This window comes from Methylobacterium tardum (genome assembly GCF_023546765.1).
GTDB lineage: Bacteria > Pseudomonadota > Alphaproteobacteria > Rhizobiales > Beijerinckiaceae > Methylobacterium > Methylobacterium tardum.
On the sequence record NZ_CP097484.1, the window covers coordinates 5,526,022 to 5,540,490 of the forward strand.

A 14,469-nucleotide genomic window follows, 5' to 3' on the forward strand; every position below is an offset into this window, starting at 1 on the left:
CTTGAAAACTGCCGCGGGCCACGATACACCGCCCGCCAGTGCCGCCGTAGCTCAGTTGGTTAGAGCACCAGATTGTGGATCTGGGGGTCCCCCGTTCGAGCCGGGGCGGTGGTACCATCCATTCAGCTCGACAGCGCAAGGGGTTGGCGGATCGCCGACCCCTTTTGCTTGAACGGGCCCGGATCTGGCGCTCCCGCGGAACCGGCCGATCGCGGCATCGGGTTCGATCCACGGACCCGGAGCGTGCGCGAGACGCTTCTCCGATCCTGTAATGATCGCGCCCGAGCATGCGCACGGCGCGACGCGCCATTTTCGCTCGTGCGGGCTCCGGAAGAAGGCAATGGCCCGCGCGCTCCCGCGGCCGGCAGCCCGCAGTTGAATTTGCGCGTATGTTATAGAATCGCCTAATTTGGCCGCTTAATGTGATGACCCCGCGGGGATTGACTATTTTCATATGGGTGAAGACCGATATGGATAGTAGGATGCAGCAGGATCAACTTGAGATCGTCAGCGCGCTGGCGGCCTCTCTGGCCGACCGGATGCTGATGGAGCGCCTGACGCGCGGAACGCTTCCGCTGGCGCATGCCGGCCGGCTGTGGACCGCGTCGCTCCTTCTCGAAGAGCACGAGCGCCCGATTCCCGGCATCGTGACGGATGTCCTGGAACAGGTCCGTCACGTCGAGCCGGCCGACGGCGCGGATCCGGAAGCCGGTCCGGATGTGACGGACGCGGACGACCGGCCGGCGCCGCGCACCGGCCGGCTGATCCGGCTGCTGCGCCCGTTCCGGCCGGCGGCCGAGGCCTGACGCCTCCGGGGACGGCGTCGCCCGGCCGGTGACACGGCCGCCCATCTCGTGGATCCGGAGTTTCCCCGGCGCGCCGGGGGCGCTAAGACCGGTGCCGATCGCGGCGGCGGGTCCCGCCCCGCGGCCGGGCTTTCCGGGACACGTGAGATGACCATCCCTGAACGGCGCGTTCGAATCCTGTTCGACGAGGCGGCGATCGCCAAGCGCAACGACGAGCTGGCTGAGGAGATCCTGGCCGCGCGGCCGGAGAACCTCCTCGTCGTGGCGGTGCTCAAGGGCAGCTTCATGTTCGCCGCCGACCTGCTCCGGGCCCTGCACCGGGTCGGGCTCGCGCCGCAGGTCGAGTTCGTGCACCTGTCGAGCTATCGCACCGGGACGGTCTCCACCGGGCAGGTCGAGATCCTGCGCGACGTGCAGAGCGAGGTCCGCGGGCGGGACGTCCTGCTCGTCGACGACATCCTGGAATCCGGCCGGACCGTCGTCTTCGCCAAGGATCTGCTCATGGCGCGCGGCGCGCGGCGGGTGCTCACCGCGGTGCTCCTCGAAAAGCCGGGCAAGCGCGCGGTGACGATCGATGCGGATTTCGTCGGCTTCACCTGCCCCGACGTGTTCGTCGTCGGCTACGGCATGGACGCGGCCCACGCCTTCCGGCAGCTGCCCTTCGTGGGCGTGGTCGATTACGGCAGCGCGGATCCCGACCTGTTCGACCCGTGAGCCGGCTCGCAACAGGGCGCGACATTTTGGCCTCTCCGCGCGCGGCGGCGGCCGTTTCGGAACGCAACGTCTTGACAGGCGGCGGATCCGTCGGCGTCTGTCGTCTCCTCAAGAGCTAGGCGTCATCGCGGCGGGACGCTCGCGGGATCGGGGACGTTTGCGGGACCACATGGCGCGCATCCTTCTGGTGGATGACGAAGAGACCGTCCGGGGCTTCCTGAAGCGGGGGCTCGAGATCGACGGGCACGCCGTCGTGACCGCCAATGACGGCAGCGACGGGCTCGACCGGCTCAACGAGGCCGATGGCGGCTTCGACCTGATGCTCACCGACATCCGCATGCCGCTCATGGACGGCATCGCCCTGGCGCTCGCCGCCAAGCGCGACTTCCCGGAGCTGACCATCCTGCTGATGACCGGCTTCGCCGACCAGCGCGAGCGGGCGCGGGGGCTCGACGCCATCGTCACCGACGTGCTGACGAAGCCGTTCTCCCTCGCGGACCTGCGCGCCACGGTGAGGCGGGCGCTCGCCGCCTGAACGGCCGGGCCTCCGGACCGGCGCGGCGGGCCGCTCCGCGCGGGACGGCCGTCGGTGCGCCGCAGGGCTGATCCCCTCGGGCGCCGCAGGAGGGAAGGACGTCTGCACGGAGGGCGCGTCCGCTCGTCGTCCTCGGCACCTCGCGGCGCGGCGGCTTTGGGATATGGTCCGCCCAGCGACGGCGCACCGATGCGGCGCCCGCCCGCCCATCGGCTCCGGCCGGGACAGGCGCGGTCCGTGGGACTCTTGATGGCCTGACCATGACCTCAGACACGCGACTCGAAGTCCCCACCGAAGAGACCTTCAACACGGAAGGCTATCTCGCGGCCAATCCCGACGTGCGAGCGGCGGGGATGTCGGCGCGCCTCCATTTCGAGCTTCACGGGCGTCGCGAGGGACGCGTGCAATATGCCGGGCCGCCCGACCCGCGCGTCACGCGCATCACCGTCATGGGCAACTGCCGGCGCCGGTCCTGGCCCTGTGTCTGCGCACGATGCTGCCGGACGCCGAGATCCACGGTGTCCATCTCGGGGTCATGAGCACCGAGACCGTCGCCGCGAGCGACCTAGTCCTGCTCCAGACCGAATTCGCCGCGCTCGCCGACAACCGGGAGATCATCCCCGCGCGGCAGGCCGAGCGCCTGCGGCTCTGGCCGACCTTCTACCACTCGGGGTTTCACCCCGATCTGGTCTATGCGCGGGCGGGTGACGGCCCACTCGCGAGCCCCCTTCACGAGTATAATTCGGCGCTGGTCCTCTACGGGTGGCTGCGCGGCCTGACGATCGGGCAGACGATCAACCTGTTCCGCGAGGAGGTGTTCGACCGGCTCGGCTATTTCGACCACGCCACGAGCGCGGATGCCTATCTCGCCGAGGATTTCGCGCGGGCCGGGCTCGACGGCGAGGCGCTGCTGGGCGATCTGAAGCGGCTCGCCCCGTTCTGCCATGCCGTCAACCACCCGACGCTCGCCGCCCTTGGGCGCATCGCGGAGGCGGTGCTCGCACCGACCGACCTGTCCGTCTCGGTGCGCCATGTCGAGCGGTTCCTGGCCGATCCGCTCCTGTCCGGTCCGGTCTGGCCGGTCTACCCGCATGTGGCGGACCGCCTCGGCCTCCCGGGCAGCTACGACTTCAAGGCGCCGGGCACGCCCGGCCGCATCCTCGACCTCGAAGGGTTCGTGAGCGGCGCCTTCGCCCTGTACGCGGCGCATGATCGCGCCGCGATCCAGGTCGCGCGGCTGACCGAGCAGGCGGACCGCTACCGCGACCTGGAAGACCTGGCGCGTCCCACGCCCCGGCGCAGCGCCAATCCCTACGCGAAGCTGCCGGATCATCATTTCTGGCGGCGGGCCGTGGCGGGCGTTGCGTCGGCGGATCTCGATCCGGTGACGAAGCCCGGATTCCAGCTCACCCCCGCCGACCGGATCGCCACCGCCGGCAGCTGTTTCGCGCAGCATATCGCGCGCACGCTGATCGATCGCGGATTCAACTATCACGTCACGGAACCCGGTCCGGGCGGCTCCGACCTGTTCACCGCCCGGTTCGGCAACATCTACAGCGCCCGGCAATTGCTGCAGCTCGCCCGTCGCTGCTACGGGCTGTTCCAGCCCCAGGACGTCGCCTGGACCCGGCCCGACGGCCGCTTCGCCGACCCGTTCCGGCCGCAGATCGAGCCCGACGGGTACGCGTCGGAGCAGGCGGTGTCGCAGGCCCTGCCGCCTCACCTCGCCGCCGTGCGGCGGATGTTCGAGGAAAGCCACCTGTTCATCTTCACCGTGGGACTCACGGAGATCTGGGAGTCGACCGTCGACGGCGCGGTCTTCCCGGTCGCCCCCGGGGTGGTCGCGCTGCCGCCGGACCCGTCCCGGTATCGGTTCGTGAACATGAGCGTGGCGGAGGTGCGGGCGGATCTGGCCGAGTTCATCGGCCTCGTCCGCCAGCACAATCCGGACCTCAAGATCCTGCTGACGGTCTCGCCGGTGCCGCTCGTCGCCACGTATGAGGACCGGCACGTGCTGCAAGCCACGACCTACAGCAAGTCCGCCTTGCGGGCAGCCGTAGACGAGATCTGTCGGGACCACGCGGCGGTCGATTACTTCCCCTCCTACGAGATCATCACCAGCTGGCACAACGGCGGCGCCTATTTCGAGGCCGATCTGCGCTCGGTCGCGGAGAGCGGCGTCGCCCACGTGATGCGGGTCTTCGAGCGGCATTACCTGCGGACCGTCGACCGGCCGGCGGCGCGTCAGGACGCGGCGCTGCGGGCCGAGTTCGCGCGCGCGTCGAAGATCCTCTGCGACGAGGAAGCTCTGGACACGGGGCGCTGAGAGGCTCCGATCGCGGGCCGGCGACGCGGTCGGCGCTCCCGGGACTGGGCTTGATGGGCCGATGCGGCACGCGCGACGCAGCGGGCGGGATCGGGCGTCCCTGCCGGCGCGTTCGGCTCCGGCCCGCGCGTTTGAGCCGGCTGTATTCAGGCGAACTTAAACATTCCCCTTAGGCGGGACTTCATGAAAGCGTGGCAGTCTTTGTCTGATCAGATCAGGCCGAGCACAGTCACGCCATGTACCGCCGGGACCGGGAGATTGATGCGCCGCCGCTCCACCCGGACCGGTACGAGTGGGATGCCTCGGAGCCGGACTGGACCGCGGGCCGGGACGGGCCGCGGCCCGCGCGGAAGGGGGTCTTCAGCAGGCTCGGTGCGCTCCTGAAGTTCGCGACCCTGGCGCTGCCGGTGGCGTTCTTCCTCTACGGCAGTCTGGCCGATTGCAGCGGGCGTCCCGCCGCAGGCTGGCTCGGGCTCGTCGGGGCGGGCGCCTGCGCGCGCAGCGAATTGCTCGGCAGCGTCCTCTCGATGCAGGACAATTTCGCGTTCCTGAAGCGCCTGATCGACTGACAGCGCCTCGCAGGAGGCCGGGGCATCCGGAGGCCTTCCCCTGACCGCGACAGTCCGACGGATGGCGCGTGAGGGACCTTCGCGCCCGCCGCTGCCCCCCGACCCGATCCGCCTCAGCACCCCCGTTCCGCGAGCCCGCCATGTCCAGCCGCTCCCTCACCCCCGCCTCCGGCAACACGCCCGACGCCGTCGAGGAGGCGCAGTTCCGCGCCCGTATGGCGCGGGTCGGGCCTGATCGCGGTGGGCGGCGTGCGCACCGGAGCGGCGCCCCCGGACGGGGCCGCGGCGTCCGGCTCGGCTGGAAGGGCTGGCTCGTCGTCGATGGTCTGGTCGTGCTCCTGGTCGTGGCCGGCGTGGTCTCCTGGCCGCCGGTCCAGGCCTGCCGGCATCAGGATCGGACAACCGGGTTCTACGCAGGGGATTCCCTCGACAAGTGCATCCGGCGGGGCATCGCCGCCCGGATCGACTTGGCCGACCAGCGCATCAAGAGCCTGATGCGCGGCTCCGGCCACTGAACGCGCCGTCCTGATCACCCGGGCCAGGTACAGGGACGATTTTAGCTGAGAGGTGATGTGAGGGTGCAGACCACCCCTGACGGGGCGAACTCCAGACTGACCGTACCTTGCAGGTCTTGCGCGAGTGTACGCTCGATCAGACGAGTGCCGAAGCCGCGCCTGGAGGGTGGGACTACCGATGGGCCACCCCGCTCCTCCCAGCGTAGGTAAAGGCGTGTTCCGTCCGCTCCGCCAGTCCACCACGTCAGATGGACTGTTCCCGTGTCGTTGGACCGCGCGCCGTACTTGATGGCGTTCGTACAGAGTTCGTGGAGCGCCATGGCAACCGCGAGGGCTGCGCCGGGCGGGAGCCTGATCGGAGGGCCATGGCGCTGAAAACGATGGCCGTCCGCCGCAGAGGGCTCGAACGCCTCTGCCACGATGTCGGACAGGTCGGCTCCGCCCCAGAACTCGCGCGTCAGCACATCATGGGCGCGGGACAGCGCTATCAGCCGATGCTCGATGGCTGAGCGTGCCTCCGAACTCGTGGTGGTGCCGCGCAGCGAATGCGCGACGATGGACTGCACCGTCGCGAGCGTGTTCTTCACGCGGTGGTTCAACTCGTTGAGGAGCACACGCTGATGCTCCTCGATGCGCTTGCGCTCGGTTATATCGACGGCGATTAGCACAGCCCCGATCATCTGCCCGTCGCGGAGGATGGGCGCATTCGAGCAGGCGGCATGGATCGGGTCGCCGTTGCGATGGAAGAAGACCTCTTCGTGCTTCTCCAACCGCGTGCGCGAACTGAAGACGTGCCCGAGCGGGCACTCGGCCATCGGAAAGGGCCGACCGTCCGGATAGCGGTGATGCACCATGTCGTGCAGAGCGTGCCTGACGAGTTCGTGTTTGAGCCAGCCGAACGTGCGCTCGGCGGCGGCGTTGGCAAAGAGCGTGCGGCCTTCCGTATCCATCACGAAGATGGCGTCGGCCGCGTTCTCGACCACGAGTTCTGCCAAGTCGTGAAGTTGAGGCCCTGACGCGCCATCAGCGGGCAGGAGTGTCAGGTTCATGAGGCCGGTGACCTGCGGCTGTTCACGTCCTTATAGCTGCATGGCGGCGGTTTGATAGCGGAGCGCCCAACGACAGGTGTGCGCGAGCTTCATATCCAGAGCCTATCAGGCGGCCTCGTCCCTGCTGACACGCGCCCGCTCCGGCGAGCAAGGGCCGCCTCCCCGTCATCGGCTTTGTGAACGGGCACCAAGCGTCAGGGTTTGGCCACGAGATGATTGATTACTTGAGGTTCGAGCACGCGATCAAGTGCGTCAATGGCAGCGCGGAGTTGCTCCGGCACGAGCCCTGACGAGTAGACGGCAAGGGCGAGCGGCGGCTTAGCATGCCCCATAAGCTCAGCGATAACGCTACTGTTGACTGCTGTGGTGTGGGTAGAGGCCCGTTCGAGATAGGTCGCGAAGCACCGTCTGAAGCTATGAAAATCGACCTGCTTGCTCGGTCCAAGCACCTTCTGGCGGAAGGTCGCAAATCGCTTCACCACGATCCAGCTTCGCTTCCCGTCTGGTCCTGCGGGTGTCAGTCCGGAAAAAACCCCAGCCATCAGGTGAGCTTGTCAATCGACGCTGCATGATCGGCCAAGCCAGCGCATGAACTGGCACGATGCGTCGGGCATTCTCCGTTTTCCCATTGGAGATGCGGAACGCCCGCTCTCCGACGATCACATCGGAAACCCGTAGCTGGCAAAGCTTGCTGATGCGGCAGCCAGTCAGCAAGCCGATCCTCATGAGGTCGAACAGCACCGTTCCGTACCGTTGGCCCATGATCGCGGCCGGGTCGGCCGCGAGCAATACGGTAAGCTCATCAGCGGTGTAGGCGCGCTTCGCTGGTTCCCTCTTTGCGCCAGTCGCGAAGCTACCCTGGCCCTGCCATGGGTTGTCGCTGACGTAACCACGCTTGGTGAGCCACTGCCACATGGAAGAGAGCGAGGCGATCTTTCGGTTGACCGTGGCCTGGGAAGTTCCACTCCGCAGGAGCACTCCGCTGACGAACTCTCCTGCTGCCCGTCGATCCACCCTGCGGACGGGACAGTTTGGCGGCTGAGTTTGGGCGAACTCCCGAACGGCAAGGGCGTGTTGCATCCGCGACTGCTTTGTCTGGAAGCCCTCAATCTCCTTCAACCAACGCTCCATCGTCGTGAGGATCGTGGTCTGGCGCGATGAGCCCCTTGGGGCAGCGTGATCCTGGCTACCCTTTCGAGGTCGCCTCTCGAGAGGAGGATGAGGAGTAGGGTCCGGGCACTCTCGCGTAGCATCGTCACGGGACCGTCCTGAACCGGTCAGAGCAGCCGCCCAGGCGGGCTCCCAACCGTCCGAAACGGTCTGCGCGCCGATCCCCCAGAGCAGTGCCAGGGCGATCCAGCGTCGCTCTCGTGCAACAGCCTCGCTGCTCGTGTCGAGAGATCGAACGCGATAGGTCTGTCCAACCGTAGCGACGAGGTGGGCGGGCACCCTAGGACGCACGGACCAGCGCCCACGGCGGCATTGCAGGTGGTCGGCGCGCCGCACCGCTGGCCTCATCCCCTAAGGCTACGGTGACACTGTGTCACCAAAGCCGGTCGGACGAAGCGAGAAAACCCTTTTTCTACAACGCCTTAGGGCTAAATGGCGGAGACGGAGGGATTCGAACCCTCGATACCCATTTCTGGGTATGCTCATTTAGCAAACGAGTGCCTTCAGCCGCTCGGCCACGTCTCCGGCGCCCTGGCTCTAGAAGGTCGGATCGAGCGGGTCAACCCGATCCCGGCGGGTCGCGGCCAAACGGCGACGCTCGACGTGCTTGGCGACGCGCAGATGCCGCGAGATGGCGTAGTTCATGGCGGTGAGGAAGCCGTAGGTGCCGCGCACGATGTGGCGGCGGCCGAGATAGGCCTTGAGGAAGTTGCCCGGCAACTCGACGAAGACGCGCCAGGTCGGGATCACCACGCCCCGGGCCTCCAGGTCGTCGGCCTGCTGATCCGAGTAGCGGTTGAGCTTGTCCAGCTGGTCGCCCAGCGAGCGCACCGAGAAGTGGTGGATCACACCCTTGAGCCGGCCGGGCGTCACCCCGGGCTCAAGTACCACGCGGTCGTGGACCGGCGAGGCCGAGTAGCGACCCCGGTCCCGGCGGTAGAGCCGCACCGGGGTCAGCGTGTAGGCGAGCGGGTGGGGGCGGCCCTCGCCGGGGAAGATCTCGGCGATCGCGATCCGCCACGCCGGCCGGCGCGGTTCGCCCGCCGCGAACAGGGCGCGGATCTCCCGGGCGAGATTACCCGGCACCACCTCGTCGGCGTCGAGGTTCAGGAGCCAGTCATGCCGGCACTGCGCCTCGGCGAAGCGCTTCTGCGGACCGTAGCCCGGCCAGGGATTGTGGATCACCCGCGCGCCGAGCGCGGCCGCGAGCGCCTGCGTGCCGTCGGTGGAGCCCGAATCAACCACCACGATGTCGTCGGCCAGATCGCGCACCGCCCGGATCGTCGCACCCAGCCGGTCCGCCTCGTTCCGGGCGATGATGAAGACCGACAGCGGCAGGCGGCCGGCCGGATCCGCCGCCGGCCCGGCCGGGGAGGCGCCCACAGGATGCCCGCTCACGCCAGCCAGTCCGGCACGCGGTCGAGGGCGACGAGCGCCTCGACCTCGACGCGCGGACGCACGACCGCCGCACGATCGGCCCGGACCAGCACCTCCGGCACCAGCGGCCGGGTGTTGTAGGTGCAGGACTGGACCGCCCCGTAGGCGCCGGCGCTCATCACGGCGATCAGGTCGCCGGCCTTCACCTCCGGCATCTCGCGGTTGAGGGCGAGATAGTCGCCGCTCTCGCAGACCGGGCCGACCACGTCGGCGACGAGGCGCGGGGTGTCGGGCCGCGGCTCGAGGACGGGCCGCAGGCCGTGATAGGCCTCGTACAGGGTGGGGCGGATCAGGTCGTTCATCGCCGCGTCGACGATCACGAAGGTGCGGCCCTCGCTGTGCTTCACGTAGAGCACCCGGGTGACCAGGATCCCGGCATTGCCGACGATCATCCGGCCGATCTCGAAGACCGGCCGCAGGCCGAGCGGGGCGAAATGGGGCCGCAGGGTCGCGGCCAGCGCGGCCGGGTCCGGCGGCGGGGCGTTGTCGTCGCGGTAGGGGATCCCGAGGCCGCCGCCGAAATCGATGTGGCTCAGGGGATGGCCCGCCGCCATCAGCTCCCGGGCGAGGCCGGCGAGCAGACGCGCCGCGTCGGCGAACGGGGCCAGATCGGTGATCTGGCTGCCGATATGCATGTCGACCCCGTGCACGGCGATGCCCGGCAGCGCCGCCGCCGCCGCGTAGACGGCCAGGGCCCGGGTGATCGGGATGCCGAACTTGTTCTCGTACTTGCCGGTGGAGATCTTGGCATGGGTGCCGGCATCGACGTCGGGATTCACCCGGATCGAGATCGGCGCCTTCAGGCCGAGCGCCACCGCGGTCTCCGAGAGGAGCGCGAGTTCCGGCTCGCTCTCGACGTTGAAGCAGTAGATCCCGGCCTTGAGCGCCGCCTCCATCTCGGCGCGGGTCTTGCCGACGCCGGAGAACACGATCTTGCCCGGATCCACCCCGGCGGCCAGCGCCCGGTGCAGCTCGCCGCCCGAGACGATGTCCATCCCGGCGCCCCGCGCCGCGAGCGTGCGCAGCACGGCTTGGTTCGAGTTCGCCTTCATGGCGAAGCAGACGAGCGCATCGTCTCCCGCGAACGCCTCCGCGAACACGCGGTAGTGCCGCTCCAGGGTGGCGGTGCTGTAGCAGTAGAACGGCGTGCCGACCTCGGCGGCGAGGGTTGTCAGGTCGACATCCTCGGCGTGCAGGCGCCCGTCGCGGTAGTGGAAATGGTGCATCTCGGCCGTGTCTCGTCTGCGCGCCGGAGCGGAGGCTGTTTCCCGTGAAACACCCGGCCGCGGGACGAGGCGGACGCGCTCCGACGATGGGGTCACCGGATCGGCGCGGCACGACAACGACGCGGAGCGGCGCTCCGGCCCCCGCCGTCTACAGCAGCGGATCCAGAATGAAAGGCTCCTTCGGGACGCGGTAGCCCCGCCGCGCGCCGCGGCTGGTCTCCACCGGCGCTTCGGTCCCACCCGGCGGCACCGCCGCGAGGGACAGCTCGTCGCCCGCGCGCACCGAGGCCGGGTCCGGTTCGGGCGCGCCGCCGCCGAGGCCGACCGAGACCGGCAGGGTCCGGCGCCCGCTCACCGCGTCCGAGCCCGCCTGCGCGGAGGCCGGCGCGGCGGGCGCAGAGGTCTGGGGCGGCTCGAGGGCCCCGCGCCGGCCGCAGGCGGAGACCGCCAGGGCCACGAGACCGGACGCGGCGAGGAGCTTCAGGACGGAATTCGACAGCATCGCGCGCAGGTCCGGCGGTCTCGGCGCCGGCACGCGGAGGCCGGCGGGAGCGCTACCTTAGCCGTTGCCGCGCTCCAGCGCGAGCGCGGCGCCGCTACAGGCCGGGTCCGATGCTCAGCCCCGACGCTCCCGGCCGCCCTGCGAGCCCTGCCGCCCCTTGGCCGGTGCGCTCTGCTCATGCTCGGCCTCGTAGGCGTCGATCGCGCGACGGCAGTTCTCGCTGAGCTTCTTCCAGTTCTTTTGGAAGCAGGCATCGGTCGCCGGATCATCAGGCGCCAGATTGCCGCAATAGGTGAGATAATCGCCAGTGCAGTACTTCTTCAGGGTCTCATTGCCCCGCTTCGACTGCTGCGCCGCCGCCGGCAGCGTCAGGGCACAGGCCGCCGTGACGGCGAGGATGATCGGCTTCAGGCGCATGGGTATCCGTACCATCTGTTGAGAAGAAAGGTCGTGGGACAAGTCCGGGTTGCGATGGGGCCTTTGCGTGGTCGAAACAAGGCCAACCGCACAGGTTTTCGGGCCGGACCGCGTGGCGAAGCCCGGCGCCCGGATGCGAACCCGGTCAGACCCGTTCGGGTTGCGGCTGCGGGACCGGATAGGCGGTCCGCGGCATCGGGCCCGGGCCGGCGAGGGCGTCGGCGACCTCGATGATGCGCCGGCGCAGATCGGCGTTCTCGCGCTCGATCCCGGCGTGCGGTTCGCCCTGCCGGTCGGCCACCGTCAGGGCCAGGGCCTCCTCGGCCGCCTTCAGGCTCGCGCGCAGGTCGTCGCGCTCGGCGGCCAGTGCCCCGGCATCCTGATCGGCCGCCGGGGTCGCGCGGTGCCGCAGCGCCAGCAGGCTGTCGAGCAGGTCGGCATGGGCGTCTTCCAGGGCCTGAAGCGTCGCCAGGCTCGCGGTCCCGTCCTCGCGCGCCACGGCCAGTTCGGTCTCGAGTTCCCGGGTCTTGGCCTGAGCCTGGGCGATCTCGGCGTCGCGCGCCGCGACGTCCCGGGCGAGGGCCGCGACCCGCATGGTCCCCGCGCCGATCGCCGCCATGTCGGCCTGGCGCTTCGCCTCCACGGTCTCGACCCGGCGCTCCAGGCGGCGCTGCTGCACGGCGAACTGCGCGCGCAGGAAATCGCGCTCGGCGGCGATCTCGGCCGGCGACAGGGGCAGGCGTGCCTCCGCACGCCGCCGCTCCAGCCGCGCGGCGCGCGCGTTGAGGGCCGGCAGCAGCAGGAGGCCGCACAGGCTCGCCGCCAGGAAACCCAGCGCGAAGATCATTACCGTTTCGATCACGAGGGAACAGCCCGCGTATCCGGCCGGAAGACCCGGCCCGTCCTCAGTCTAGCCCAGGTCGGCCGCAAGGGTGAAATCCGGGTCTGCCGATCCCTCCTGCCGAACCCTCAGAACGGGTTCCAGGTCGGTTCGCGGGTGAACTTCAGATAGCCGACATTGATGCCGAGGCGCGCGCCGACGCCGCTGCGGATCGGCACCACGATGATCCGGTCGGCCACCACCGCGGTCATGCCGAAGCCGCCGACCAGATAGGCCGAGCCGTCGACGCCGGCGAAGCGGCGATACAGCTCGCGGACGTTCGGCAGGTTGTAGACCAGCATCATGGTGCGCGCGCCGTCGCCGCCGACGTCGAAGCCGAGCGACGGGCCCTGCCAGTAGATCCGCCGCTGGCCGGCATTGCGGGTGTAGAGCGTGCCCTCGCCGTAGCGGACGCCGGCCACGACCGCGCCGCCGCCCTCCTGGCCGAGGATGTAGCCGTTCGGCTCGCCCCAGCGCCGGCCCGCCTCCTCGACCGTGAGCGCGAGCCCGCGCGACACGCTGCCGAAGAAGCGGTGGCCGGATTCCACAACCTCGCCGGGCCGGAAGGTCTCGGGCGTGTCCAGATCCCCGGCGGCCGCCAGGGCCGCGCCCGCGCTGCCGAGGCCGGCGAGCGGGGTGCCAAGCGCCAGGGCGAGGCCCGTGCGCAGCAGGTGGCGGCGGTCGGTGCCGCGATCGTCTCGTGCCGTCATCGTTGTCTCCTCGCCCGGTTCGATTAACGGTTCGTGCGATGGACCTGTGCCGCTCCTGCCCCGGCGCGCCGACAGCGGCCCGGGGCTGTCATCCGGCCGGGCTCGGTCCCGCCGGGGCCCGGGTGGATGACTCGGACCAGCTTCTGAGGGAATTCGCAAGATGTGGTTAACGCGTCCTGACCCCGCACCCGGCGCGCCGCGCAGGCGGGGTTGGCCCGCACGATCGCGCTGATCGCCGCCTTGGCCGTCCCCGCGCCGGGACGGGCCGAGCCCACCGGGACGCGGATCGAGCTGCTGACCCTCAACGGCTTCGACCCGGTCAGCTACTTTCTGGAGGGCGGCCCGCTCGCCGGGACGGCGCGGTTCGAGTTGGCCTGGGGCGGGCAGGTCTGGCGCTTTGCCAGCGGCGCCAACCGCGAGGCCTTCCGGGACGAGCCTGCGGCCTATGCCCCGCGGCTCGGAGGCTTCGACGCCGCCGGAATCCTGGAGGGCCGGCTCGTGGAGGCCGATCCCCTGGTCTTCGCGGTGATCGGCGAGCGCCTCTACCTGTTCCGCGATGCCGAGCGCCGGGGTCGCTTCCTGGCGAATCCCGACCTCGCCCGGCAGGCAGAGGCGGCCTGGCCGGCCTTGCGCGGCCTGCAGGACGTCCCGCCTAGAGATGCGCCGCCTAGGGATGCGCCGCGTTGAGCTGCGGGATCGCGGACGGGCCGGTCGCGCAGGCGGGAAGGGCGAGCCGGGGCGCCAGGCTCGGGTCGCCGAGCGCCGCGAACGGACCGTTGCGGTGGTCGGGACCCTGCCGCCCGTAGCGGATCGGGCCGCCGCCCGGCACCACCACGCAGCCGCCGGCGGCCGCGACGATGTGATCGCCCGCGGCGGTGTCCCACTCCATGGTCGGGCCGCAGCGCACGTAGATGTCCGCCTCGCCGGCGGCGATCAGGCCGAACTTGACGGCGGAGCCGACCCGCGCGTCTCCAGAACGGGGAGCGCCGCGAGGCACAGGTCCGTGGCGGCATCGCCGTGGCGGCGGCTGCCCAGGGCGAGCAGGCCGGCCTCCGGGACCGGGCGCGCGTGGACGGGCCGCGCCGCGCCCGGCCGCCCGTCGACCACCGGCGCCTCGAGGGTCCGCGGGCCCGCCCACCAGACCCGGCCGAGGCCCGGTGCCGCGAGGGCGGCCGCCACGGGGCGCTCGCCCGCCACCAGGGCGATGTTGACGGAGTAATCCGGCGTCCCGGCGAGGAAGTCGCGGGTGCCGTCCAGGGGATCGACCAGGAAGAAGGTTTCGGCCAGCCGCCCCGCGGGCGCGCCGCTCTGCGCGCGCTCCTCCGCGACCACCGCGATGCCGGGGAACCGCCCGGCGAGGGCGGCGACGATCAGATCCTCGGCCTCAACATCGGCGGCGCTCGACGGGGAGCCGTCGGGCTTCAGGGCATGGGGGCAGGGGCCCCGGTGATAGCGGCGCAGGATCTCGCCCGCCGCGCAGGCGATCTCGGCGAGCGTAGCGGCAATCCGCTCGCGCTCAGGCCCCGAAATCGTCGCCGCGCCCGTCATGGTTCCTCCCAAGACCGCTCTGAATGCCCGAGCGGGCCGGCAATGTCGACGGCTTCCGGAGCGGG

15 protein-coding genes, 2 tRNA genes and 2 pseudogenes are annotated in these 14,469 nt (G+C 70.2%); 8 read left to right on the forward strand and 11 right to left on the reverse strand.

Annotation, left to right across the window (positions count from 1 at the left end):
• The first annotated feature begins 40 nt into the window (after positions 1–40).
• The 7 genes from M6G65_RS26350 (at position 41) to M6G65_RS26380 (ending at position 5,465) form a co-directional block, all read left to right on the forward strand.
• Positions 41–117, forward strand: a tRNA-His gene (locus tag M6G65_RS26350).
• 365 nt (positions 118–482) lie between these two features.
• A complete protein-coding gene (locus tag M6G65_RS26355; RefSeq protein WP_238198743.1) occupies positions 483–806 on the forward strand; it encodes a hypothetical protein in 324 nt (107 codons plus the stop codon).
• Positions 807–953: 147 nt separating this feature from the next.
• Complete coding sequence (hpt, locus tag M6G65_RS26360) at positions 954–1,520, forward strand: hypoxanthine phosphoribosyltransferase (RefSeq protein WP_192709623.1); 567 nt, start codon at positions 954–956, stop codon at positions 1,518–1,520.
• A 169-nt stretch (positions 1,521–1,689) separates the two neighbouring features.
• Positions 1,690–2,055, forward strand: a complete 366-nt coding sequence (locus tag M6G65_RS26365; RefSeq protein WP_058194980.1) for a response regulator — start codon at positions 1,690–1,692, stop codon at positions 2,053–2,055.
• Positions 2,056–2,548: 493 nt separating this feature from the next.
• Positions 2,549–4,381: a GSCFA domain-containing protein gene (locus M6G65_RS26370; RefSeq protein ID WP_250103083.1), complete on the forward strand. Its 1,833-nt coding sequence runs from the start codon at positions 2,549–2,551 to the stop codon at positions 4,379–4,381.
• 236 nt (positions 4,382–4,617) lie between these two features.
• Positions 4,618–4,950: a hypothetical protein gene (locus M6G65_RS26375; RefSeq protein WP_238198740.1), complete on the forward strand. Its 333-nt coding sequence runs from the start codon at positions 4,618–4,620 to the stop codon at positions 4,948–4,950.
• A gap of 140 nt (positions 4,951–5,090) precedes the next feature.
• Positions 5,091–5,465 carry a hypothetical protein gene (locus M6G65_RS26380; RefSeq protein ID WP_192709620.1) on the forward strand — a complete coding sequence of 125 codons (375 nt, stop codon included), beginning with the start codon at positions 5,091–5,093 and terminating at the stop codon, positions 5,463–5,465.
• A 41-nt stretch (positions 5,466–5,506) separates the two neighbouring features.
• On the opposite strand, the gene M6G65_RS26385 is transcribed toward M6G65_RS26380, so the two are convergent.
• From M6G65_RS26385 to M6G65_RS26425, 10 genes and pseudogenes are all read right to left on the reverse strand, one after another.
• Complete coding sequence (locus M6G65_RS26385; protein ID WP_238198739.1) at positions 5,507–6,514, reverse strand: sensor histidine kinase; 1,008 nt, start codon at positions 6,512–6,514, stop codon at positions 5,507–5,509.
• A gap of 414 nt (positions 6,515–6,928) precedes the next feature.
• Complete coding sequence (locus M6G65_RS26390; protein ID WP_238198738.1) at positions 6,929–7,633, reverse strand: site-specific integrase; 705 nt, start codon at positions 7,631–7,633, stop codon at positions 6,929–6,931.
• Positions 7,634–7,924: 291 nt separating this feature from the next.
• Positions 7,925–8,032: pseudogene (locus tag M6G65_RS34105) on the reverse strand (hypothetical protein); the annotation flags it as partial.
• Between the two features lie 85 nt (positions 8,033–8,117).
• Positions 8,118–8,209, reverse strand: a tRNA-Ser gene (locus M6G65_RS26395).
• A gap of 12 nt (positions 8,210–8,221) precedes the next feature.
• On the reverse strand, positions 8,222–9,082 hold the full coding sequence (locus tag M6G65_RS26400; protein WP_238198737.1) for a glycosyltransferase family 2 protein: 861 nt from the start codon (positions 9,080–9,082) through the stop codon (positions 8,222–8,224).
• Positions 9,079–10,347, reverse strand: coding sequence for a diaminopimelate decarboxylase (lysA, locus tag M6G65_RS26405; protein ID WP_238198736.1), 1,269 nt, complete (start codon positions 10,345–10,347; stop codon positions 9,079–9,081). The genes M6G65_RS26400 and lysA overlap by 4 nt, the downstream gene beginning before the upstream one ends.
• A 148-nt stretch (positions 10,348–10,495) precedes the next feature.
• Positions 10,496–10,849 (reverse strand): LPS translocon maturation chaperone LptM, encoded by a 354-nt coding sequence (gene lptM / locus M6G65_RS26410; protein WP_238198735.1) that lies wholly within the window; start codon positions 10,847–10,849, stop codon positions 10,496–10,498.
• Between the two features lie 114 nt (positions 10,850–10,963).
• On the reverse strand, positions 10,964–11,266 hold the full coding sequence (locus M6G65_RS26415; RefSeq protein ID WP_192709608.1) for a 3',5'-cyclic-nucleotide phosphodiesterase: 303 nt from the start codon (positions 11,264–11,266) through the stop codon (positions 10,964–10,966).
• Between the two features lie 145 nt (positions 11,267–11,411).
• A complete protein-coding gene (locus tag M6G65_RS26420) occupies positions 11,412–12,128 on the reverse strand; it encodes a hypothetical protein (protein WP_238198734.1) in 717 nt (238 codons plus the stop codon).
• 107 nt (positions 12,129–12,235) lie between these two features.
• A complete protein-coding gene (locus tag M6G65_RS26425) occupies positions 12,236–12,856 on the reverse strand; it encodes a DUF1134 domain-containing protein (protein WP_238198733.1) in 621 nt (206 codons plus the stop codon).
• A gap of 210 nt (positions 12,857–13,066) precedes the next feature.
• Between M6G65_RS26425 and M6G65_RS26430 the strand changes: the two genes are divergently transcribed.
• Complete coding sequence (locus tag M6G65_RS26430) at positions 13,067–13,543, forward strand: YHS domain-containing (seleno)protein (RefSeq protein ID WP_238198732.1); 477 nt, start codon at positions 13,067–13,069, stop codon at positions 13,541–13,543.
• Here M6G65_RS26430 and M6G65_RS26435 read toward each other — a convergent pair.
• A pseudogene (locus tag M6G65_RS26435) lies at positions 13,524–14,404 on the reverse strand (3'(2'),5'-bisphosphate nucleotidase CysQ family protein). The gene M6G65_RS26430 and the pseudogene M6G65_RS26435 overlap by 20 nt on opposite strands.
• Between the last annotated feature and the right edge of the window lie 65 nt (positions 14,405–14,469).

What these genes read in the sequence shown, in the direction of transcription:
- M6G65_RS26375 (WP_238198740.1), top strand. Translation starts at nt 4,618, where the DNA reads ATGTACCGCCGGGACCGGGAGATTGATGCGCCGCCGCTCCACCCGGAC.
- lptM (WP_238198735.1), bottom strand. Translation starts at nt 10,849, where the DNA reads ATGCTGTCGAATTCCGTCCTGAAGCTCCTCGCCGCGTCCGGTCTCGTG.
- hpt (WP_192709623.1), top strand. Translation starts at nt 954, where the DNA reads ATGACCATCCCTGAACGGCGCGTTCGAATCCTGTTCGACGAGGCGGCG.
- M6G65_RS26370 (WP_250103083.1), top strand. Translation starts at nt 2,549, where the DNA reads ATGCTGCCGGACGCCGAGATCCACGGTGTCCATCTCGGGGTCATGAGC.
- M6G65_RS26365 (WP_058194980.1), top strand. Translation starts at nt 1,690, where the DNA reads ATGGCGCGCATCCTTCTGGTGGATGACGAAGAGACCGTCCGGGGCTTC.
- M6G65_RS26425 (WP_238198733.1), bottom strand. Translation starts at nt 12,856, where the DNA reads ATGACGGCACGAGACGATCGCGGCACCGACCGCCGCCACCTGCTGCGC.
- lysA (WP_238198736.1), bottom strand. Translation starts at nt 10,347, where the DNA reads ATGCACCATTTCCACTACCGCGACGGGCGCCTGCACGCCGAGGATGTC.
- M6G65_RS26380 (WP_192709620.1), top strand. Translation starts at nt 5,091, where the DNA reads ATGTCCAGCCGCTCCCTCACCCCCGCCTCCGGCAACACGCCCGACGCC.
- M6G65_RS26415 (WP_192709608.1), bottom strand. Translation starts at nt 11,266, where the DNA reads ATGCGCCTGAAGCCGATCATCCTCGCCGTCACGGCGGCCTGTGCCCTG.
- M6G65_RS26385 (WP_238198739.1), bottom strand. Translation starts at nt 6,514, where the DNA reads ATGAACCTGACACTCCTGCCCGCTGATGGCGCGTCAGGGCCTCAACTT.
- M6G65_RS26355 (WP_238198743.1), top strand. Translation starts at nt 483, where the DNA reads ATGCAGCAGGATCAACTTGAGATCGTCAGCGCGCTGGCGGCCTCTCTG.